20 protein-coding genes are annotated in these 19,677 nt (G+C 65.4%); 11 read left to right on the top strand and 9 right to left on the bottom strand.

What is annotated here, in order from left to right; genetic code table 11:
* Window positions 1–122: 122 nt before the first annotated feature.
* Window positions 123–347: a hypothetical protein gene (locus BM190_RS08640; RefSeq protein ID WP_018318578.1), complete on the bottom strand. Its 225-nt coding sequence runs from the start codon at window positions 345–347 to the stop codon at window positions 123–125.
* A gap of 183 nt (window positions 348–530) precedes the next feature.
* Between BM190_RS08640 and BM190_RS08635 the strand changes: the two genes are divergently transcribed.
* The gene (locus BM190_RS08635) at window positions 531–884 is read left to right on the top strand and encodes a hypothetical protein (protein WP_092253592.1); all 354 of its coding nucleotides are present in this window, start codon (window positions 531–533) and stop codon (window positions 882–884) included.
* 9 nt (window positions 885–893) lie between these two features.
* Here BM190_RS08635 and BM190_RS08630 read toward each other — a convergent pair whose 3' ends face one another.
* The gene (locus BM190_RS08630) at window positions 894–1,997 is read right to left on the bottom strand and encodes a mandelate racemase/muconate lactonizing enzyme family protein (RefSeq protein WP_092253589.1); all 1,104 of its coding nucleotides are present in this window, start codon (window positions 1,995–1,997) and stop codon (window positions 894–896) included.
* A gap of 172 nt (window positions 1,998–2,169) precedes the next feature.
* Here BM190_RS08630 and BM190_RS08625 point away from each other — a divergent pair, with 172 nt between their 5' ends.
* The 4 genes from BM190_RS08625 (at window position 2,170) to BM190_RS08610 (ending at window position 6,519) form a co-directional block, all read left to right on the top strand.
* Window positions 2,170–3,003: an AraC family transcriptional regulator gene (locus BM190_RS08625; protein WP_092253587.1), complete on the top strand. Its 834-nt coding sequence runs from the start codon at window positions 2,170–2,172 to the stop codon at window positions 3,001–3,003.
* A 139-nt stretch (window positions 3,004–3,142) separates the two neighbouring features.
* Window positions 3,143–4,069 carry an SMP-30/gluconolactonase/LRE family protein gene (locus BM190_RS08620; protein ID WP_018318582.1) on the top strand — a complete coding sequence of 309 codons (927 nt, stop codon included), beginning with the start codon at window positions 3,143–3,145 and terminating at the stop codon, window positions 4,067–4,069.
* A 193-nt stretch (window positions 4,070–4,262) separates the two neighbouring features.
* Complete coding sequence (locus BM190_RS08615; RefSeq protein WP_092253585.1) at window positions 4,263–4,856, top strand: GNAT family N-acetyltransferase; 594 nt, start codon at window positions 4,263–4,265, stop codon at window positions 4,854–4,856.
* Window positions 4,857–4,872: 16 nt separating this feature from the next.
* Window positions 4,873–6,519 carry a GMC family oxidoreductase gene (locus tag BM190_RS08610; RefSeq protein ID WP_092253583.1) on the top strand — a complete coding sequence of 549 codons (1,647 nt, stop codon included), beginning with the start codon at window positions 4,873–4,875 and terminating at the stop codon, window positions 6,517–6,519.
* Between the two features lie 841 nt (window positions 6,520–7,360).
* Here the strand turns inward: BM190_RS08610 and BM190_RS08600 are convergent.
* Complete coding sequence (locus tag BM190_RS08600) at window positions 7,361–8,203, bottom strand: AAA family ATPase (RefSeq protein WP_018318586.1); 843 nt, start codon at window positions 8,201–8,203, stop codon at window positions 7,361–7,363.
* Between the two features lie 108 nt (window positions 8,204–8,311).
* Window positions 8,312–8,557: a GlsB/YeaQ/YmgE family stress response membrane protein gene (locus tag BM190_RS08595; RefSeq protein WP_092253581.1), complete on the bottom strand. Its 246-nt coding sequence runs from the start codon at window positions 8,555–8,557 to the stop codon at window positions 8,312–8,314.
* 123 nt (window positions 8,558–8,680) lie between these two features.
* Between BM190_RS08595 and BM190_RS08590 the strand changes: the two genes are divergently transcribed.
* The 3 genes from BM190_RS08590 to sseA all read left to right on the top strand — a co-directional run bounded on the left by BM190_RS08590 (window position 8,681) and on the right by sseA (window position 11,591).
* Complete coding sequence (locus tag BM190_RS08590) at window positions 8,681–9,856, top strand: vWA domain-containing protein (protein WP_028145611.1); 1,176 nt, start codon at window positions 8,681–8,683, stop codon at window positions 9,854–9,856.
* A gap of 238 nt (window positions 9,857–10,094) precedes the next feature.
* Window positions 10,095–10,508: a rhodanese-like domain-containing protein gene (locus BM190_RS08580; RefSeq protein WP_018318589.1), complete on the top strand. Its 414-nt coding sequence runs from the start codon at window positions 10,095–10,097 to the stop codon at window positions 10,506–10,508.
* Between the two features lie 225 nt (window positions 10,509–10,733).
* On the top strand, window positions 10,734–11,591 hold the full coding sequence (gene sseA, locus BM190_RS08575) for a 3-mercaptopyruvate sulfurtransferase (protein WP_092253577.1): 858 nt from the start codon (window positions 10,734–10,736) through the stop codon (window positions 11,589–11,591).
* Between the two features lie 171 nt (window positions 11,592–11,762).
* Here the strand turns inward: sseA and BM190_RS08570 are convergent, their stop codons facing one another.
* Window positions 11,763–12,533, bottom strand: coding sequence for a hypothetical protein (locus BM190_RS08570; RefSeq protein ID WP_177237004.1), 771 nt, complete (start codon window positions 12,531–12,533; stop codon window positions 11,763–11,765).
* A 368-nt stretch (window positions 12,534–12,901) separates the two neighbouring features.
* Here BM190_RS08570 and BM190_RS08565 point away from each other — a divergent pair, with 368 nt between their 5' ends.
* A complete protein-coding gene (locus tag BM190_RS08565; protein ID WP_177237003.1) occupies window positions 12,902–14,107 on the top strand; it encodes a L,D-transpeptidase family protein in 1,206 nt (401 codons plus the stop codon).
* 75 nt (window positions 14,108–14,182) lie between these two features.
* Here BM190_RS08565 and BM190_RS08560 read toward each other — a convergent pair whose 3' ends face one another.
* Window positions 14,183–15,145, bottom strand: a complete 963-nt coding sequence (locus BM190_RS08560) for a D-2-hydroxyacid dehydrogenase family protein (RefSeq protein ID WP_092253571.1) — start codon at window positions 15,143–15,145, stop codon at window positions 14,183–14,185.
* 143 nt (window positions 15,146–15,288) lie between these two features.
* On the bottom strand, window positions 15,289–15,504 hold the full coding sequence (locus BM190_RS08555) for a hypothetical protein (protein ID WP_018318594.1): 216 nt from the start codon (window positions 15,502–15,504) through the stop codon (window positions 15,289–15,291).
* Window positions 15,505–15,738: 234 nt separating this feature from the next.
* On the opposite strand from BM190_RS08555, the gene ettA reads away from it, so the two are divergent.
* Both ettA and BM190_RS08545 read left to right on the top strand, forming a co-directional pair.
* Entirely contained in the window at window positions 15,739–17,388 is a 1,650-nt protein-coding gene (gene ettA / locus BM190_RS08550; RefSeq protein WP_018318595.1) for an energy-dependent translational throttle protein EttA, read from the top strand.
* A gap of 7 nt (window positions 17,389–17,395) precedes the next feature.
* Window positions 17,396–18,622 carry a lytic murein transglycosylase gene (locus tag BM190_RS08545; protein WP_092253569.1) on the top strand — a complete coding sequence of 409 codons (1,227 nt, stop codon included), beginning with the start codon at window positions 17,396–17,398 and terminating at the stop codon, window positions 18,620–18,622.
* Window positions 18,623–18,702: 80 nt separating this feature from the next.
* Here the strand turns inward: BM190_RS08545 and BM190_RS08540 are convergent, their stop codons facing one another.
* Both BM190_RS08540 and BM190_RS08535 read right to left on the bottom strand, forming a co-directional pair.
* Window positions 18,703–18,990, bottom strand: coding sequence for a hypothetical protein (locus BM190_RS08540; protein ID WP_018318597.1), 288 nt, complete (start codon window positions 18,988–18,990; stop codon window positions 18,703–18,705).
* A gap of 237 nt (window positions 18,991–19,227) precedes the next feature.
* On the bottom strand, window positions 19,228–19,551 hold the full coding sequence (locus BM190_RS08535; protein ID WP_092253567.1) for a hypothetical protein: 324 nt from the start codon (window positions 19,549–19,551) through the stop codon (window positions 19,228–19,230).
* Window positions 19,552–19,677: the final 126 nt, after the last annotated feature.

Genomic DNA, 19,677 nt, shown 5'->3' with positions numbered 1-19,677 from the left:
TATCTAGCCGTGAACAGCTGCGTACACGTCCGTTCGGCTGATTCGGACGTGATTCGTTCGGGCCGCGTTCCGAAGGTTAAGACGGAGCGCGGCCCCGTTGCATTTTGGAACAAATATGGGCGTCAGGCGGCCCCGCGCTGCCTCACGCGCGGCAGGCGCCAGCCGATGACGGTCGCTTCGACCGCGATGCCGGCCTCGTGGTTCTGCCAGCGTCCCTCGACATAGCGACAGGCGAACGGCAGTTGGTACGTTCCGCTGTGGTCCTCGCACAGCACTTCGAGCGCCAGGCCCGGCGGTGGTTCTCCGGCGCCGTCGAATTCCGCCAGTCGTCTATCGCGCGTTGCCATTCCAAAAATCTCCCCTAAACAAAGCCGCGGAACGAGCGCCCACTTCTTCCGCGTGCGGATCATCGTTCCCCGTCCAAGGGAACGATGCAAGCTCAACGCGAGAATGCGGTGCGAGTGTGGTAGCCTTGAGTGGCTGTGCGCAAACAGCGCACATTGCCGTGATCGATCGGAGAGGAACCTTTCATGCTGCTTCGAAACGCCGGCGTTTGTTTCGCAATATTGCTGCTCGCAACGCTGGCGAATGCGCAGGTGCACGCGCAGGACGTGCCCGGTATCGAGATCTGCACGGTCGAGAAGACCATGGAGCGGCGCACCAGCTGCCTGCAGAGCAATGTCGACTTCCTGCAGAAAACGATCACCAAGCTCGCGCTCGACCAGCAGCAGAAGCTGGATGCAGCAAACCGTCAGATCGATGCGCTGAAGACGAACCTCGCCGGCCTGCAGAAGACGCTCGGCGATCTCCAGGCCGCGCAGGTGAAGACGGCCGATGATCTGAAGAAGAAGCAGGACGCGCCGGCGGCGAAGGACGCGAAATAAGCGAGCCGATCACGCCACGCGATAGCGCTCCATCACGTCCCGATCAGGCTCATAGCCGAGCCCCGCGCCCGCGGGCACCGCGACATGGCCGGTGGCATCGCTGTCGGCGCGGCCGCTCCAGAGGCAGGCTTCGCGCTTGAGATAGAACATTTCGACCAGCCCGTCCTCGCGTGTCGCCAGAAGGTGCAGCGTCGCGAGCAGGCCCGGACCGAAATACGGCGAGTGCGGAACGATCTTGACGCCGAGCCGATCGGCGAGCGCCGCGACCTTCAGAAATTCCGTGATGCCGCCAACCTTGGTCACCGACGGCTGGGCGTGGCTCACCGCGCCGGCCTGCATCATCTGGCGGAATTGATATTCCGTGCAGGCGTTCTCGCCGGCGGCAATCCCGAGCCCGCCTTTGCTGCGCACCTCGGCGAGCGCGGCGAAATCCTCCGGCGGCCAGACCGGCTCCTCCAGAAACATCGGCCGTGCGTCGCGGCAGGTCGTCGCGAACGCGATCGCCTGCTCGGCCGTCAGCGGGCAGTTCATGTCGACCATCAGCGGAACGGTCGGTCCGATCGCCTCCCGGGCGGCGAACACCGCCGGCGCCGTGGTCTCGTGCAGCTTGATCGCGCCATAGCCGAGCGCGAGCGCCTTCCTGCATTCGGCCGCGATGTTGTCGGGCGAGCCGATCCGCAGCAGGCTCGCATAGGCGGGAATGGCCGTGCGCCTGATCTCGCCGAGCAGGCGATGCAGGGGCACCCCCTGCACCTTCGCCGCCAAATCCCACAGCGCGATGTCGAGCGCTGAGATCGCGAACATGGTGATGCCGTAGCGGCCGAACAGATGCAGATTGCGCTGGATCTGCTCCATGGCAGCGGGAATGCCGGCCGTATCGGGCACCTTCAGCCCGCGGGCCTGCGGTGCGATCATCTCCTCGACGGCGCTGCGCGCGGTGCGCGGGCAGACATAGGCAAAGGCGTCGCCCCAGCCGGTCAGCCCGGCATCGGTGATGACCTCGACCAGCACCATGTCGAGCGCGGTAATCGCGGACGCGCCCTGGCGAAAGCTCGCGACACCGGCGTCATAGGGGATGCGGATATGGTGTGCCCGCACATCGGTGATGTCCATGACGTGGGGTTCCTCTTTCTCGTGAGCGGTTCGAAACAGTCTAGCCGCGAATGCCGGGGCGTTGCCAGTGGCTTTTCCCGGACTATCCTCACGCGAGCACAGCAATGCCGATCAAGCGAAGCCGGCGCTGAGGGCGCATCATCGTCACGCTTCGAACGAGGGTTGAGCCGCCATGAACCCTGCCCAACGCGCGCTCTGGTATATCGAGAGCCATCTGGCCGAGCCGATGACGCTCGACGAGATCGCTGCGATCGCGGGCGTGTCGCGGTTCCACATCGTGCGCGCGTTTGCCGCAGCCACCGGCCTTCCGGTGATGCGCTACGTCCGCGCGCGGCGGCTGACCGAGGCGGCGCGTCTTCTCGCGAACGGCGCGCCCGACATTCTGTCGCTGGCGCTGGAGGCCGATTACGGCTCGCACGAAGCCTTCACCCGCGCGTTCCGCGACCAATTCGGCACCACGCCCGAAGCGGTCAGGGCGGCGATGTGCGCCAATGACCTCAAGCTTCAGGAGCCGATCCTCATGGACTCCACCATGCTCGACCATCTCGCCCCGCCGCGTTTCGAGACCGAGCGGGCGTTGCTCGTCGCCGGTCCCGGCGAGCGCATCTCCTGCGACAACGGCGCCGTCATCCCCGGCCTCTGGCACCGCTTTCATCAGGAGGTCGCCGATATTCCATCGAGGGTCGGACAGGTCGCCTACGGCGTCTGCTGCAACGGCGACGATTCCGGCAATTTCGACTACATCGCCGGCGTCGAGGTCGCCGAGTTCTCGGACCTGCCGCGACGCTTCGCCCGCATCCGCATCCCTGAGCAGCGCTATGCGGTGTTCACGCATACCGAGCACGTCGCCTCGATCCGCCGCACCGTCAACACGATCTGGAATCGATGGCTGCCAGCCTCGGGATTGACGGCCGCGGACGCGCCGAGCTTCGAGCGCTACGACGAGGCGTTCGATCCCGCAACCGGGAATGGTGGCTTCGAGATCTGGCTGCCGGTGAAGCATTAGGGCTTCCGCAACGCTGGCATACCATCCCGCTTGCTTGGCAAGCCGAGGCGACTTTGTCATAACCGCAGGCAAATCTTGCGTGTGGGGCCCGTGCCGGACATCCCGTGCAAGCCATAACAAGCAGCCGGGAGGGTCCCCAATGTCTGACGTCCGCGTTCTCGCCACCGACCTCGAATTTCCCGAAGGGCCGGTCGTGATGCCGGACGGTTCGGTGGTGCTGGTGGAGATCCGTGGCCAGCGCCTGACGCGCGTTTATCCCGACGGCCGCAAGGAGATCGTCGCGAAGATTCCGGGCGGCCCGAACGGTGCCGCGCTCGGGCCCGACGGCAAGATCTACATCTGCAACAACGGCGGCTTCTCCTGGATCCCGACCCGCAACATGATCATGCCGGGCCCGCAGCCGGACGATTACCTCGGCGGCTCGATCCAGCGTGTCGATCTGCAATCCGGCAAGGTCGAGACCGTCGTCACCAGATGCGGCGAGCACGATCTGCGCGGGCCGAACGATCTGGTGTTCGACAAGCAGGGCGGCCTGTGGTTCTCCGATCTCGGCAAGCGCCGCGCGCGCGAGATGGACGTCGGCGGCATGTACTACCTCAAGCCCGGGATGACCGAGCTCGTCGAGATCGTGCACGGCATTTTGCCGGCCAACGGCATCGGGCTGTCGCCGGATGAGAATACCGTCTACATCGCGGAGACGCCGACCGGCCGGCTGTGGGCCTACGAGCTCTCCGCGCCCGGCACGCTGAAGCCGCGCGACGTGATCTATCGTGGCGAGCGCGGCAAGCCGATCTGCGGCCTCGGCGGCTACCAGATGTTCGACTCGCTCGCGGTGGAAGCCGGCGGCAATGTCTGCGTCGCCACCCTCGTCTCCGGCTGCATCTCGGTGATCGCACCCGATGGCACGCTGGTCGAGCAGGTCCCGACCGGCGACCGCGTCACCACCAACATCGCCTTCGGCGGCCCCGAGCTGAAGACGGCCTACATCACGCTGTCAGGCAAGGGCGAGCTGGTCGCCATGGACTGGCCGCGCAGCGGATTGCCGTTGAATTTTTTGAACAAGTGAGCCAAGCCGTCATTGTGCGGGAGGCGAGGTAACTCTCAGACCCTCACCCTGAGGAGCGCGCCCTTGGCGCGCGTCTCGAAGGGCGAGGCCACCAGCCGGGCCTTCATCCTTCGAGACGCCGTTCCGCGCTCCTCAGGATGAGGATCTGGCACCGGAATGCCTCGGCGCACAGTGACGTAAGGAGAGACCTCAAATGCCCTGGCCCGATCCCATCACCCTGCGTGGACAGCACGCCCGTCTCGAGCCGCTGTCGCATCAGCATCTCGACGGGCTGGTGACGGCCGTCAGGGACGGCGAGCTGTCGAAGCTTTGGTACACCGCGATCCCGCTGCCGGAGAACATGGCCAAGGAGATCGACCGGCGCCTCGGGCTGCAGGCCGCGGGCTCGATGCTGCCGTTCACCGTGTTCGACGCCGGCGGCAACGTCGTCGGCATGACCACCTACATGAACATCGATGCCGCCAACCGCCGCGTCGAGATCGGCTCGACCTGGTACGGCAAGAGCGCGCAGCGCGGCCCGCTCAACACGCAGTGCAAATTGCTGCTGCTGCGCCATGCTTTCGAGACGCTGAACTGCATCGCGGTCGAATTCCGCACGCATTTCTTCAACCACCAGAGCCGCCGCGCCATCGAGCGCCTCGGCGCCAAGCAGGACGGCATCCTGCGCAGCCACCAGGTCGCGCCGAACGGCACACTGCGCGACACCGTGGTCTACAGCATCACCGCCGCCGAATGGCCGACGGTGAAGACACATTTGGAATTTCAACTCAACGACAAGCCGCGCTAGGAGCGGCCGAGGCACCATGGACAGATTTGATTATGTGATCGTCGGCGCGGGCTCTGCCGGTTGCGTGCTCACCAGCCGGCTGAGCGAAGACCCCAACACCAGCATCTGCGTGCTGGAAGCCGGCCCGTCCGACTGGCATCCCTACATCCATCTGCCGGCGGGCTTCATCAAGACCTTCCACATGAAGAGCATCAACTGGGCCTACCAGCAGGAGCCGGGGCCCTGGACCGGCGGGCGCAGCATCTATGCGCCGCGCGGCAAGACGCTCGGCGGTTCGTCCTCCATCAACGGCCACATCTACAACCGCGGCCAGCGGATGGATTTCGACACCTGGGCGCAGATGGGCAATCGCGGCTGGGGCTATGCCGACGTGCTGCCCTACTTCCGCCGGCTGGAGAAGCGCGTGGGCGAGGGCGAGGACACCTATCGCGGCCGCGAGGGCAGTCTCACCGTCACCACCATGGAGTGGCGCGACCCGCTGTGCGAAGCCTTCATGGAAGGCGCGGTCTCGCTCGGTATTCCCCGCAATCCCGATTACAACGGCAAGACCCAGGAAGGCGTCTCCTACTGCCAGCGCACCATCAACAACGGCCTGCGCGTCTCCGGCGCGACCGCGTTCCTCAAACCGGCGATGAAGCGGCCCAACGTGCATGTGCACACCCATGCGCACGCGACCGAGATCATCTTCGAGGGCAAGCGCGCCGTCGGCGTGCGCTACACCAAGGGCGGCCGCGGCGGCACGCCGGTGGAGGTGCGCGCCAACAAGGAAGTCATCCTCTCCGGCGGCACCTATAATTCGCCGCAGCTCTTGCAGCTCTCCGGGGTCGGCTCGCCCGATCTGCTGCAGCAGCACGGCATCGCGGTGCGTCACGCGCTGCCGGTCGGTGAGGGCCTGCAGGACCACTATGCCCCGCGCACGGTGGCGCGCGTCAAAGACATCAAGACCATCAACGAGCTTCGCCGCGGCTTCTCGCTGTGGATCGAGGCGCTGAAATGGGCGACCGCGCGCCGCGGCCTGCTCTCGCTGTCGCCGACCATGGTCTATTGCTTCTGGCATTCCGGCGAGAGCGCCGAGAGCTCAGACCTCCAGCTCACCTTCACGCCGGCGTCCTACAAGGAAGGCGTGCAGGGCCAGCTCGAGGACGAGCCCGGCATGACCGTGGCGTCCTGGCAGCAGCGCCCGGAGAGCCGCGGCTATGTCCGCATCCGCTCCAACGATCCGTTCGCGCCGCCGATCATCCAGACCAACTATCTCGACGCCGAGCTCGACCGCCGCGTCATCGTCGGCGGCATGAAGCTCGCGCGGCGCCTTTTGAAGTCCGCGCCGTTGTCGCCCTATTACGCCTACGAGGATTTCCCCGGCCCTAACGTCAACACCGACGACGAGTTCTTGCAAGCCGCCACCGAGCGCGGCACCACCACCTTCCACCCCGGCTGCACCTGCCGCATGGGCCCGGCGGATTCGACCTGGGCGGTGGTCGACGACCAGCTCCGCGTCCACGGCCTCGAAGGCCTCCGCGTCATCGACGCCTCGGTCATGCCGCGCATGATCTCGGCAAACCTCAATGCCTCCACCATGATGATCGCCGACCGTGCCTCGGATCTCATCCGCGGCAAGCAGCCGATGGAAGCCGCAAGGATTCCGGACGCTGCGGTGGCGTAGGGCTTCGTAGGGTGGGCAAAGCGAAGCGTGCCCACCTTCGGTTGAGACATTGTAGAGGTGGTGAGCACGGCGCAAGTGCGCCTTACCCACCCTACGAGCCCGGCTGTGTCGCCGCTCGTCAACCCCTGCGCGCAAAAATATTCCACTTTACCGAAATTCGGAATTGCGGCATACATCGAGACAGCCCGGCCCGACGAAGAGGGGCGGTTCGCGAGTCGTTCGAAACGCGGGCCGGGTTGCGGTGGACGCGGCAGCGTCGGCACGAGACGGTAGCGGGCAGGGCGGGTAGTCCCTGTGAGCCCGAGGCCGCGTGTAGACGAACGGCGCTGAGCGCGTACGGCAAAACCGTGTGGTCCTGTCCGTCGTTGCTACGGTCAAGCCCTTCGCGGAGATGCGCGCGAGCCCAACCGGGCGGACGGCATCGTCAATTCGCGGGGCGAGGGAGGCCAGAGGGAAAGTTCGGCTCCCGGGAGATCACGGCATAAGCCGTCCGACCATCGCGCAGGGAAGGCCGTGTGTTCGGCACCACCTGTATGCTGCTGTGCGGTTTTCTGCGTGTGCCTTTTGCGCAGCAGACCGCGGGTGCGAGGTCAGCACCCGGCCTTCCCTGCGCCCTTGTTCTTGGAGGGCGGAGCGATTGAAGCAAAGCTCGGGCGAGATGCGCCGCGAGGACGCGAAGGCGTGTCTGCGATTCAAAACGCGACTGAAATGGCGAAGCTGTTGCCACATGCGCGAACATCGTAGGGTGGGCAAAGCGAAGCGTGCCCACCAGAAGCAAATGGTGGGCACGGCGCTTTGCGCCTTTGCCCACCCGACGGCACCGTGCGTTACACGAGGCGTCTCACACTTCCCGACGGCTCAGGAACGCCAGCCGCTCGAACAGATGCACGTCCTGCTCGTTCTTGAGCAGCGCGCCGTGCAGCGGCGGGATCAGCTTTCGCGGGTCGCGCTCGCGCAGCTGCTCGACGCTCATGTCCTCGTTGAGCAGCAGCTTGAGCCAGTCGAGCAACTCCGAGGTCGACGGCTTCTTCTTCAGGCCGGGCACCTCGCGCACCTCGAAGAAGATGCGCAGCGCCTCTTCCACCAGGCGCTTCTTGATGCCGGGGAAGTGGACGTCGACGATCCGATGCATGGTGTCGGCATCGGGGAACTTGATGTAGTGGAAGAAGCAGCGGCGCAGGAAGGCGTCCGGTAGCTCCTTCTCGTTGTTGGAGGTGATCATCATGATCGGGCGTTGCTTGGCCTTGATCGTCTCGCCGGTCTCGTAGACATGGAATTCCATGCGGTCGAGCTCGAGCAGCAAATCGTTCGGGAATTCGATGTCGGCCTTGTCGATCTCGTCGATCAAGAGCACCGGGCGCTGCTCGGCGGTGAAGGCTTCCCACAGCTTGCCGCGCTTGATGTAGTTCTTGATGTCGGACACGCGCGCGTCGCCGAGCTGGCTGTCGCGCAGGCGCGACACCGCGTCGTATTCGTAGAGGCCCTGCTGCGCCTTGGTGGTGGACTTGATGTGCCAGGTCAAAAGCGGCGCGTTCAACGCCTTCGCCACTTCCTCCGCCAGCACGGTCTTGCCGGTGCCGGGCTCGCCCTTGATGAGCAGCGGGCGCTCCAGCACGATCGAGGCATTGACGGCGACCTTGAGATCGTCGGTCGCAACATAGTCCTTGGTGCCGGTAAATTTCATTGCGTGTCCTTGGGTAATCGTCGGCGCGATGCATTTGCCAATGTCATGGCCCCGGTCGCGACAAGGGAACGGCCGCTCGTGGCGGCCGTTCCCGGTTCGGTCAGGCTTTCAGACCCGTTTTATCAGCGAAAGGATGACGAGCACAATCACCGCGCCGATGGTGGCGTCCACGATGGCGCCGACCATGCCTGTTGCCAGCTGAATGTGCAGCTGGGGCAACACCCAGCTTGCGACCAGCGCGCCGATGATGCCGACGACGATGTTGCCGATCAGTCCAAATCCCGCGCCGTGGACAATCTTGCCCGCAAGCCAGCCTGCGATCGCCCCGATGATGAGCGCTGCGACAATTCCCATTGCAAACGTCCCCAAAACAACCCCGTGAGAGCCCCAATTCTAGAGCAAAAAGCTTCCCGGTCCAGCACCCCGCGACGGTCTCCGCCCCTTGACGTCAGCCACCCGACGGGCAATCTGTCACCCATGTTCCTGCAATTCTTCACCTCTCTGCGCGACGCGCAGGTCCCCGTGACGCTGCGCGAATACCTCACGCTGATGGAGGCGCTCGACGCCGATCTATCGGATTATTCGGTCGAGAATTTCTATTACCTGTCGCGCACCTCGCTGGTGAAGGACGAGCGCAACCTCGACAAGTTCGACCGCGTTTTCGGCACAGTGTTCAAGGGGCTGGAAAACCTGCTCGACGCCATGGAGAAGGCGGAGATCCCCGAGGAGTGGCTGAAGAAGCTCGCCGAGAAATACCTGACCGACGAAGAGAAGAAGCAGATCGAGGCCATGGGCTGGGACAAGCTCATGGAGACCCTGAAGAAGCGCCTCGAGGAGCAGAAGGGCCGCCACCAGGGCGGCTCGAAGTGGATCGGCACCGCCGGCACCTCGCCGTTCGGCGCCCATGGCTACAATCCCGAAGGCGTGCGCATCGGCCAGGAGAAGAACCGCAACAACCGCGCCGTGAAGGTGTGGGACAAGCGCGAGTTCAAGGACCTCGACGGTAATGTCGAGCTCGGCATCCGCAACATCAAGGTGGCGCTGCGCCGTCTGCGCAAATTCGCGCGCACCGGCGCGCCCGATGAGCTCGATCTCGACACCACCATCCGCGAGACCGCCAATCACGGCTATCTCGACGTTCACATGCGCCCCGAGCGGCGCAATGCGGTGAAGCTCCTGGTGTTCTTCGACATCGGCGGCTCCATGGACGCGCATATCGAGCAGGTCGAGGAGCTGTTCTCGGCGGCGAAGAGCGAGTTCAAGCACATGGAGTATTTCTACTTCCACAACTGCCTCTATGAAGGCGTGTGGAAGCAGAACAAGCGCCGCTTTACCGACCGCACGCCGACCTGGGACGTGCTGCACAAATACCCGCACGACTACAAGATCGTGTTCGTCGGCGACGCCTCGATGTCGCCTTACGAGATCATGGTGCCCGGCGGCTCGGTCGAGCACGTCAACGAGGAGCCCGGCTCGGTCTGGCTCGACCGCATCATCCGCACCTATCCGCATGCAGTGTGGCTGAACCCGGTCGCTCAGAAGCATTGGGATTATTCGGAATCGACCACCATCATCAAACGCATTTTCGCCAACCGGATGTACCCGATCACGATCGAGGGGCTTGAGGGCGCGATGAAGGAATTGACGCACTGATGCATGAGTGAGCCTGTCCGCGACGGGACTGCGCTCCCTCCCCCGCCTGCGGGGGAGGGTTGGGGAGAGGGTATCTCCACAACGGGACAGTCCCCCAGAGGAGAGAACCCTCACCCGCATCGCTCGGGACGATGCTTCGGATCGCCCGGCGCGCTGCGACCTCTCCCGCAAGCGGGAGAGGTGACCCCACCTCAGGCAGTTCGCTTGGGGACGATGACGTAACAAGAGGGAGAACCACATGCCCCAAAACATCACCCGAGGCATCAAGGCGCTGATCGACGAGGCCAATGCCGAGATCGAGACGCTCAACGCCAAGGATGCCATCGAGATCTCCAAGAACGGCGATGTCGTCATCGTCGACATCCGCGACCCCCGCGAGATCGAGCGCGACGGCCGCATCCCCGGCGCGTTCGCCTGCACCCGCGGCATGCTCGAATTCTGGATCGATCCGCAGAGCCCCTACGCAAAGCCGGTCTTCCAGGAGGACAAGAAGTTCGTCTTCCACTGCGCCGGCGGCCTGCGCTCCGCGCTCGCGGCCAAGACCGCGCAGGACATGGGCCTCAAGCCCGTCGCCCACATCGCCGGCGGCTACGCCGCTTGGCGCGATGCCGGCGGGCCGACCGAGCAGTGGGAGCCGAAGAAGAAGGGGTGAGGGGTGCTCCGCTATCTCTCCGGGCTCTGCTGTCATTCCCCGCGAAGGCGGGGAATCCAGTACGCCGCGGCCTCTCGGTTCCATCACAACCGCCTCTGGAATACTGGATCGCCCGTTCCTAGTGCGCAATTGCGCACTGGCCGGGCGATGACAGAGGAGTGCGACGCGCGCTGCTTCAGTCTCGCTCGCGCGGCGCATGCTCCGGAATGACAAGGAAGAAATCGCATGACCAGCGCCACCGACCCCCTCGTCTCCACCGAATGGCTCGCTGCCCACATCAACGATGCCAACGTCAAGGTGCTCGACGCCAGCTTCAAGCTGCCGGGCGTGCTGCCGCTGCCGAAGGATGATTATCTCGCCGCACACCTGCCGGGCGCTGCGTTCTTCGACGTCGATGCGGTGTCGGATCATTCCAACCCGCTGCCGCACATGTATCCGAGCGCCGAGCAGTTCGGCCGTGACATCGGCACTCTCGGCATCTCCAACGCCGACACCGTCGTGCTCTACGATGCCGGCGGCTGGGTCGCAGCGCCCCGCGCCTGGTGGATGCTCCTGGCCTTCGGCCATAACAATGTGCGCATCCTCAATGGCGGCTTGAAGAAGTGGCGCGCCGAGGGGCGAGCGGTCGAGAGCGGCGAGGTGAAGCCGAAGCCGGCGACGTTCAAGGCGAGCTACGATCCGAAGCGCGTGCGCAGCATGCAGCAGCTGATCGCCAATGTCGAAAGCCGTGCCGAGCAGGTGATCGACGCGCGCGCCGCCGACCGCTTCGAGGGCCGTGCGCCCGAGCCCCGGGCGGGCATCCGCTCCGGCCACATCCCCGGCGCGCGCAACGTGCCCTACAATCTGCTGTTCGATGCGGCGACGGGCACGATGAAGCCGCTCGAGGATCTGCGCGCCGCCTTCACGAGCGCCGGCGTCAAGCTCGATGCGCCGATCGTGACAAGCTGCGGCTCGGGCGTCTCGGCCGGCGTGCTGACGCTGGCGCTCTATCGCCTGGGGATCACCGACACCGCGCTCTATGACGGCTCGTGGTCGGAATGGGGCCAGGAAAAAGGCCCGCCGATCGCGACCGGGCCGGCGTGAGCGCCACGATGACGGTGCGCTCCCTCGCCCCGTTCTTACGGGGAGAGGGTTGGGGTAAGGGGCCTCTGTCCACACGATGAGACGATCGAGTGACCTGTACCCCCTCACCCGGAATCCGCGCTACGCGCGCATTCCGACCTCTCCCCGCAAGCGGGGAGAGGTGAAGTAAGATCACCGCGTGCGTGTGGTCGTCGTCGCAAACGTCTGCGGCTGGCCGAACGGATCGAGCTGCTGCTGCAACTGCTGAGGCGGCGGACGTCGCACCACGCGGTGTCGCTTCTTCGCCTTCGCCTTGCGCTTGGTCGCCTTGTCGTCAGGCTTGCTATCAGCCTTGCTCTCGGTCTTGGCCTTCGCCGGCGCATCCTTCACGGCCGTCGTCGCCGGCTCGTTCAGAGCGGCCAGCTTGGCCGAGGCGGCATCGAGTGCGGAAGAGGCCAGGGCCGCGCTGGGATCGACCGGCGCCGGCTCGCTGGCGGTCGCGGCAGGCTCGGCCGCGGGGATCGACGCCGTGGTGTCGGCCGGGGTGAGTGTATCGGCGGGTGCCGGCACTGCGGTCTCCGTTGCCGTCTCGGCCTTGGCCGGTTCGGCGACGGGGACATCAGCCGGAGGTGCTGCGACCTGGGGCTGAGCCTCGGTCTCGGTCGTCAGGGCGGCGACCTGCTCGGGCTCGCTTTCGGGCAGTCCAATGGTCGGCACCCGGTCGCGCAGCGACGGCTCGGGCTCGGCGGTCAGCTCCGGCTCGGCGCGGAGGACCGCGAGCACCGGCTGGGCCGGCTCGGGAGCCTGCGCGAACACCTGCTCCTGCGGGCCGTTCCGCCAGGAGGGATTGCTGACATACTGCTCATGGCTCGCCCGCAGCAGTGCGGCGGCGCCCAGGCCGAACACCAGGATGGAGACTGACAGCAGGATCGCGGCAAACAGGAAGCGAAAGCCGGGAAGCATCGAGCGGTTGCGAATTTCCGCCCCGGCGGCGAAGAAGCCAGGGCCCAAGAGCCATCTGAACGCGGTGACGGTACTGTTTGCCGCGTTCGCCACGCGGGGATCGGGAGCTCAAATGGGCGGCGAATCAGGCTGATTCGAACATACCGCAACGATTCCGACCCGTTCCGCAAAAAACGGGCCGAGGACTCCGGCAATTGACGCCATGAGCCGATTTCCGCCCCGTGATGCAACGGGGCAACGGTAGTCTTGCGGATCACAAATCGGCAGGTCCGGCGCAAATAAGCCTGATATGTCTTGAATGTGCCGCTATCTTCGGCCATCTGGCCGTTAACGGTCCGATCGGGCTTGGGGACTATACAAGAGCGATGATGATCAAACACTTTCTGACGATATGCGCTGCCGCGACAGTCGCTGCGGCGGGAACCTCGCTCGCGCAGGCTCAAAGCTATCCGGTTCAGCAGGCACCGAGCTACGGCGCCCCGGCCGAATATCGGCCCGGCGACCGCACGCCGAATTTCGACGCGCTGGACGATGACGACGACGCGATGCCGCAGGCATCGCTGCCGCCGCCCGGCCCGGCCGACGATCCGCGCTATGGCCGTCCGGTCGGCGCTCCCCCGGTCTACTCGGCCGCGCCGCCGCAGGGTCCGGTGATGTCGCCGGATGATCCACGTTATGGCCGTCCGGCTGGCGCTCCGCCGGTCTATTCGGCCGCGCCATCGCAGGGCCCCGTGATGTCGCCCGACGATCCCCGCTACGGCCGGCCCGCCGGTCCGCCGCCGGTGATCTACGCAAATCGCCCGGGTCAAGGTCAGGCCCCCGCCAATGACGGCATGCGTCCGCCGGAAGCCGTTGGTGGTCCCGCCGCGACCGGTACGGTCCAGGCCGGCCAGCCGCCCGTCGGCACCGATGGAAGACCGATGACGATGGCCGCGCTGCCGCCCGAGGAGCAGCCCGATGCTGCGCCGGTGCAGCTGCCGCAGAACCTGCGCCGCCAGGAGGTCGCGTTCCAGACCAAGGAGCCCGCGGGCACCCTCGTGGTCGATACCCCCAACACCTATCTCTATTACGTGCTCGGCAATGGCCGCGCGATCCGCTACGGCGTCCGCGTCGGCCGCGACGGCTTCACCTGGACCGGCGTGCAGAAGATCACCCGCAAGGCCGAGTGGCCGGATTGGCATCCGCCGACCGAGATGATCGAGCGCCAGCCCTATCTGCCGCGCTTCATGGCCGGCGGCCCTGGCAATCCGCTCGGCGCCCGCGCGATGTATCTCGGCTCGACCGTCTACCGCATCCACGGCACCAACCAGCCCTCGACCATCGGCAAGTTCGTCTCGTCCGGCTGCATCGGCATGTTGAACGAGGACGTCTCCGACCTGTTCGATCGCGTCAAGGTCGGCACCCGCGTGGTGGTGATGCCCGGTGGCCCGCCGCCGGGAACGGCGACGGCGTCCGCTGCGCCGGCGCCCGGTCCTGCCGCCGGTCCGGCTCCGATGGCCGCCCAGGCTGGTCCGGTCCCCGGCACCCAGCCGACGGTCGTGCCGCCGCTGCCTGCACCGGTCACCGTGCGCTAAGCGCGCCGCGAATATTCAGATTGCTAAAGGGCGTGCCATCGGCACGCCCTTTGTCATTCAGGCGAGCTTGGTCATTCAGGCCAGCTTGCGCGGCAGCTCGCTGCCTTTGGTGAAGGCATCGATCGCCTCGACCATCTGGCCGTAATGGATGCGCAGGCCGTCGGAGGTGGCGTAGCCGAGATGCGGCGTCAGCACGAGGTTGTCGAGCTTGCGGAAGGGATGGTCGACCGGCAGCGGCTCGACCGAAAACACGTCGATGCCGGCGCCCGCGATCTTGCGCTGCTGCAAGGCCTCGAGCAGCGCCTGCTCGTCCACGATCGGCCCGCGCGCGGTGTTGACGAGGAAGGCCGTCGGCTTCATCCGCGCGAGATCTGCAGCGCCGACCAAACCACGCGAGCGCTCGCTGAGCACCACGTGGATGGTGACGATGTCGGCCTTGGCGAACAGCTCCTCCTTGGTGGCGTAGCCGACGCCGGCGGCCGCGCATTTCTCCGGCGTGAGGTTCGGGCTCCAGGCGATCACGTTCATGCCGAACGCCTTGGCGATCCCGGCCATCCTGCTGCCGAGCTTGCCGAGCCCGACAATGCCGAGCGTCATGCCCTCGATCTCGACGCCGGCAAAGGTCTGCCAGGGCTCGCCGGCATGCATGCGCGCGTTCTCGCGGCCGATGCCGCGGGTCAGCTCCAGGATCAGCCCCATGGTGAGGGGCGCTGTGGGATCGCGCGAATATTGCGTGCCGCCGACGGTGACGCCGCGCGCCTTTGCGGCTTCCATGTCGATCGCGGCGTTGCGCATGCCTGACGTGAGCAGCAGCTTCAGCTTCGGCAAGCTCTCGAACAGGCTCTTCGGGAAGGCCGTCCGCTCGCGCATCGCGCAGATGATCTCGAAATCAGCCAGCGCGCTGGCTGCTGCCTGCTCGGAGGCGAAGGGATGGCTGAACACGGTGACGTCGAGGCGGTCGGACAGTTTCTGCCAGTCGGCGACGTCGAGCGCGAGGTTGAAATAGTCGTCGAGAATTGCACAGCGCAGCCGGCTCATCAGCGTTCATCCAGGGCCAGAGTTGATGGCGAGAGGTGAGGGCGCTGGGCGAGCGCCGCCGTCGGAACCAGGCCATGGTTGCGCGCAATCAGGACGGCGCGCAAGCCGCTTGCGTCTTCAAAAGTCCGATAGGAAGGAGGCGCTCAGAGATCCCGGGGCTTGAGCCGGAACGGCGCATCCATGCCGTGCTTGGCGCGCCAGGCGGGACCGGGTCCACGCATGTAGTGCAGCTCGGGCCGGTAGGGATTGAAGGCGGTGGCGAAGAAGCGCTTCCAGAACCCCGCGACCTCCGAGACGAGCCCGGAGACGTGGCCGGCTTCTGCCGGAACAGGAAGTGAGTTGGTCTCGATCAGAGCCATGATGCGGCCTCGCTGTGCTCCCGTTCGTTCTGAGCGGGTGGCGCTGTTTCCGCGCGAAACCGAGCTTTCGGCCTGATTTATTAAAAGATGGTTTCAATTGTCCGGATCGGTGGCCGGATGGTGTCCGTCCCGTATTCATCCGTGGTGAACGGACGGAAAACATTGCCCTTTGGGGGCGGGATCGTTACATCGGCGGCGAAGCAAATTTCCTCAAATCGAAGGTTTTCGGGACCTATGGCGCGCCAGTTCATCTATTTCATGCAGGGCCTGACCAAGAGCTACCCGACCCGGAAGGTGCTCGATAACATCCATCTGTCGTTCTACCCGGACGCCAAGATCGGCGTGCTCGGCGTCAACGGCTCGGGCAAGTCGACGCTGCTCAAGATCATGGCTGGCCTCGACAAGGAGTATAACGGCGAGGCCTGGGTCGCGCAGGGCGCCCGTGTCGGCTATCTCGAGCAGGAGCCGCATCTCGATCCGGCACTGAGCGTGCGCGAGAACGTCATGCTGGGCGTCGCCAAGCAGAAGGCCATCCTCGATCGCTACAACGAGTTGGCGATGAACTACTCCGAGGAAACCGCCGACGAGATGACCAAGCTGCAGGACGAGATCGAGGCCCAGGGCCTCTGGGATCTCGACAGCAAGGTCGACCAGGCCATGGACGCGCTGCGCTGCCCGCCCGACGACGCCGACGTGACCAAGCTCTCCGGCGGCGAGCGCCGCCGCGTCGCGCTGTGCAAGCTGCTGCTCGACCAGCCCGATCTGCTGCTGCTGGACGAGCCGACCAACCATCTCGACGCGGAGTCGGTGTCGTGGCTGGAAGGGCATTTGCGCAACTATCCCGGCGCGATCCTGATCGTCACCCACGATCGCTACTTCCTCGACAACGTCACGAGCTGGATTCTCGAGCTCGATCGCGGCAAGGGAATTCCCTACGAGGGCAATTACTCGTCCTGGCTGGTGCAGAAGCAGAAGCGGCTGGAGCAGGAAGGACGCGAAGACGCCGCGCACCAGAAGACGATTGCCCGCGAGCAGGAATGGGTCGCGTCCTCGCCGAAAGCGCGCCAGGCCAAGTCCAAGGCGCGCTATCAGCGCTACGAGGAGCTACTCAAGCAGGCGAGCGAGAAGCAGACCCAGACCGCGCAGATCATCATTCCCGTCGCCGAGCGGCTCGGTGCCAATGTGGTCGATTTCGAAGGCCTCAGCAAAGGCTATGGCGATCGCCTGCTGATCGACGATCTCACCTTCAAGCTGCCGCCGGGCGGCATTGTCGGCGTGATCGGTGCCAACGGCGCCGGCAAGACCACGCTGTTCAAGATGATCACCAAGCAGGAGACCCCGGACAAGGGCACGATCACGGTCGGCGAGACCGTGCATCTCGGCTATGTCGACCAGTCGCGCGACGCGCTCGACGGTAGCAAGAACGTGTGGGAGGAGATCTCCGGCGGCAACGAGCTGATCTTGCTCGGCAAGAAGGAAGTGAACTCGCGCGGCTATTGCTCGTCCTTCAACTTCAAGGGCGCGGACCAGCAGAAGAAGGTCGGCGCGCTCTCCGGCGGCGAACGCAACCGTGTGCATCTCGCCAAGATGCTGAAGTCCGGCGCCAACGTGCTGCTGCTCGACGAGCCGACCAACGACCTCGACGTCGACACGCTGCGCGCGCTCGAAGAGGCGCTGGAGGATTTTGCCGGCTGCGCTGTGATCATCAGCCATGATCGCTGGTTCCTCGACCGTATCGCGACCCACATCCTGGCCTTCGAAGGCGACAGCCACGTCGAATGGTTCGAAGGCAACTTCCAGGATTACGAGAAGGACAAGATGCGCCGGCTCGGCCAGGACAGCATCATTCCGCACCGCGTGAAGTACAAGAAGCTGACGCGGTGATTTCGGCATGATGCGGCGGGCGCTCATCGCTGCGGTGATCGTGGTCACCTGCGGCTGGACGTCCGCGCGCGCCGCCGATGCCGCCTTCACCCAGTTCATCGCCTCGCTGTGGCCGGAGGCGCAGGCAGAAGGCGTCTCGCGCAAGACGTTCGACGAGCAGACGCGCGGGCTCGAGCCCGACTACAAGCTGCCCGATCTGATCTTGCCCGGAAGGCCCGCGCTAGGTGGGCCGTCGCAGGCCGAGTTCGTGCAGGTACCGGCCGATTACGTCAAGGAAGCCTCGATCGCGCGGCTTGCGGGCGAGGGGCAGCGGCTGCTGCAGAAATATCGCGCCTCGCTGAGCGAGATCGAGAAGAAGTCCGGCGTGCCGGCAACCGTGATGCTCGCGATCTGGGGCCGCGAGACCGATTACGGCCGCTACACGCTGCCTTACGATCTCGTCCGTGTGCTGGCGACGCAGGCCTATGTCGGGCGCCGCAAGGAGCAATACCGCACCGAGTTCATCCTCGCGCTGAAGATCCTCGGCGAAGGCGTGGTGACGCGCAAGGACATGCGCTCGTCCTGGGCGGGCGCCACCGGGCTGACGCAGTTCCTGCCGTCCGAATATTACAAGCACGGCGTCGATTTCGACGGCGACGGCCGCATCGACATCTGGCATTCGGTGCCGGACGCGCTGGCCTCGGCCGCGCAGCAACTCGTCAACAAGGGCTGGCAGAGCGGCGTGCGCTGGGCGTACGAGGTGCAAGCACCCGCGAAGGTCGATTGCACCACCGGCGTGCCCGAGGTGACGAAGCCGATCGGCCAGTGGTTGCGCGAAGGTTTTGTGCCGGTGCGCGGGCAGAAGCTGAGCGCTACTGAACAGGCGCAGCCGGCCTCGCTGCTGCAGCCGGAAGGCATCTATGGCCCCTCGTTCCTGACGACGAAGAACTACTTCGTCATCAAGGAATACAATTTCTCCGATCTCTACGTGCTGTTCGTCGGCCACCTTGCCGACCGCATGACGAGCCCGCTGCCGTTCGCAACGCCATGGGCGGCCTCGAAGCAATTGCGCACCAGGGATGTCGAGACCATGCAGCGTGGGCTCACGCGCGTCGGGCTCTACAAGGACAAGATTGACGGCAAGGCCGGCATGCAGACGCGCGCCGCGCTCGGCGCCTATCAGAAGTCGGCAGGCCTCAAGGTCGATTGCTGGCCGAGCGAAGAGGTGCTGCGTTCGATCCAGGCGGCGCGATAGCGTTTCATCAAAAAGAAAAAGCCCGACCGAGATGCTCGGCCGGGCTTCGATCGTGGCGCGGATGCGCCGGTGCGATCAGATCAGTAGCAGACGCGAACCGGGCGAACGACCCAGCCGTAACCGTCCCAATAACGCTGACGCTGCCAGTAGCAGGGCGGGGGCGGCGGGCCGGGCTCGGCGACGTAAACGGGGCCGCCATAGGCCGGACGGCTCGACGCGATGGCGCCGCCGACGATCGCGCCGCCAATCAGGCCGGCCGCGATGCCGGCGCCGATGCTGCCGTCATGCGCCTTGGCGGACGGAGCGGCAGTCACCAGCGAACCGGCGATCGTCGCAACCGTGAGGGCGGCAACAAGAGTCTTCTTCATGCTCAGGGCTCTCCTGGGAGATGGGTTCCTCTTGTTAGAGGCGCCCGGGTTTCAAAGGTTCACGCACACGCTGATGGAATTGGCCGTGCAGCTAGGAAGCGCGCAATTGGTCAACCCACGGTAAACGCACACGGAGCTGTGACGAGAAAAAGCGGTCTTTTTCAGGCCCGGAGATGAACGGGGCACCCGTAGTGAACCGGCCAGCGAAGCAGTCGCGATGGACCGGTTCGAGTCGCTTCAGCCGCAGACTCTGACGCGGCGGGCCCGCCAGGCATAGCCGTCCCAGAAGCGCTGCTTCTGCCAGACGCAGCCGCCGCCGTAATAGTCGTCAGAGACATAGCCCGGACCCGGCGCATAGTAACGGGGCGGGTAATAGCCGGGTTCGTAATAGCCGGGGCCAGGTCCGTAGTAATACGGAGAGGCCAGCGCGCCGCCGACAATGGCGCCGCCGACGATGCCGGCCGCCACGCCCGCCGCGACGCCGCGCTGGGCATGGGCCGGGGATCCGGCCGCAACGGCCAGGGAGGCGACGGCGGCGACCGTCACGAGCAGCTTCTTCATTGGCTTGACCTTTCGTACGAACACGCGGGAACCCTTTGGGGGCAGAGTTCCATACTTCGCTTGAATGATCAATGAACGGCACCTTGGGGGCGGGCGACCAATTGATATGGACCTCAGGCCCGGCCA

The organism is Bradyrhizobium sp. Rc3b, from assembly GCF_900114915.1.
Lineage (GTDB): Bacteria > Pseudomonadota > Alphaproteobacteria > Rhizobiales > Xanthobacteraceae > Bradyrhizobium.
Note: the sequence above shows the minus strand (reverse complement) of the source record. Positions and strands in the feature narration are given on the sequence as shown.

Bases quoted from the DNA above. Each gene is read 5' to 3' on its own strand.
- BM190_RS08610 (WP_092253583.1), top strand. From the start codon at position 4,873: ATGGACAGATTTGATTATGTGATCGTCGGCGCGGGCTCTGCCGGTTGC.
- BM190_RS08565 (WP_177237003.1), top strand. From the start codon at position 12,902: ATGATCAAACACTTTCTGACGATATGCGCTGCCGCGACAGTCGCTGCG.
- BM190_RS08625 (WP_092253587.1), top strand. From the start codon at position 2,170: ATGAACCCTGCCCAACGCGCGCTCTGGTATATCGAGAGCCATCTGGCC.
- ettA (WP_018318595.1), top strand. From the start codon at position 15,739: ATGGCGCGCCAGTTCATCTATTTCATGCAGGGCCTGACCAAGAGCTAC.
- BM190_RS08535 (WP_092253567.1), bottom strand. From the start codon at position 19,551: ATGAAGAAGCTGCTCGTGACGGTCGCCGCCGTCGCCTCCCTGGCCGTT.
- BM190_RS08570 (WP_177237004.1), bottom strand. From the start codon at position 12,533: ATGCTTCCCGGCTTTCGCTTCCTGTTTGCCGCGATCCTGCTGTCAGTC.
- BM190_RS08590 (WP_028145611.1), top strand. From the start codon at position 8,681: ATGTTCCTGCAATTCTTCACCTCTCTGCGCGACGCGCAGGTCCCCGTG.
- BM190_RS08640 (WP_018318578.1), bottom strand. From the start codon at position 347: ATGGCAACGCGCGATAGACGACTGGCGGAATTCGACGGCGCCGGAGAA.
- BM190_RS08545 (WP_092253569.1), top strand. From the start codon at position 17,396: ATGATGCGGCGGGCGCTCATCGCTGCGGTGATCGTGGTCACCTGCGGC.
- BM190_RS08560 (WP_092253571.1), bottom strand. From the start codon at position 15,145: ATGAGCCGGCTGCGCTGTGCAATTCTCGACGACTATTTCAACCTCGCG.
- BM190_RS08620 (WP_018318582.1), top strand. From the start codon at position 3,143: ATGTCTGACGTCCGCGTTCTCGCCACCGACCTCGAATTTCCCGAAGGG.
- BM190_RS08580 (WP_018318589.1), top strand. From the start codon at position 10,095: ATGCCCCAAAACATCACCCGAGGCATCAAGGCGCTGATCGACGAGGCC.
- BM190_RS08615 (WP_092253585.1), top strand. From the start codon at position 4,263: ATGCCCTGGCCCGATCCCATCACCCTGCGTGGACAGCACGCCCGTCTC.
- BM190_RS08595 (WP_092253581.1), bottom strand. From the start codon at position 8,557: ATGGGAATTGTCGCAGCGCTCATCATCGGGGCGATCGCAGGCTGGCTT.
- BM190_RS08600 (WP_018318586.1), bottom strand. From the start codon at position 8,203: ATGAAATTTACCGGCACCAAGGACTATGTTGCGACCGACGATCTCAAG.
- BM190_RS08555 (WP_018318594.1), bottom strand. From the start codon at position 15,504: ATGGCTCTGATCGAGACCAACTCACTTCCTGTTCCGGCAGAAGCCGGC.
- BM190_RS08635 (WP_092253592.1), top strand. From the start codon at position 531: ATGCTGCTTCGAAACGCCGGCGTTTGTTTCGCAATATTGCTGCTCGCA.
- BM190_RS08540 (WP_018318597.1), bottom strand. From the start codon at position 18,990: ATGAAGAAGACTCTTGTTGCCGCCCTCACGGTTGCGACGATCGCCGGT.
- BM190_RS08630 (WP_092253589.1), bottom strand. From the start codon at position 1,997: ATGGACATCACCGATGTGCGGGCACACCATATCCGCATCCCCTATGAC.
- sseA (WP_092253577.1), top strand. From the start codon at position 10,734: ATGACCAGCGCCACCGACCCCCTCGTCTCCACCGAATGGCTCGCTGCC.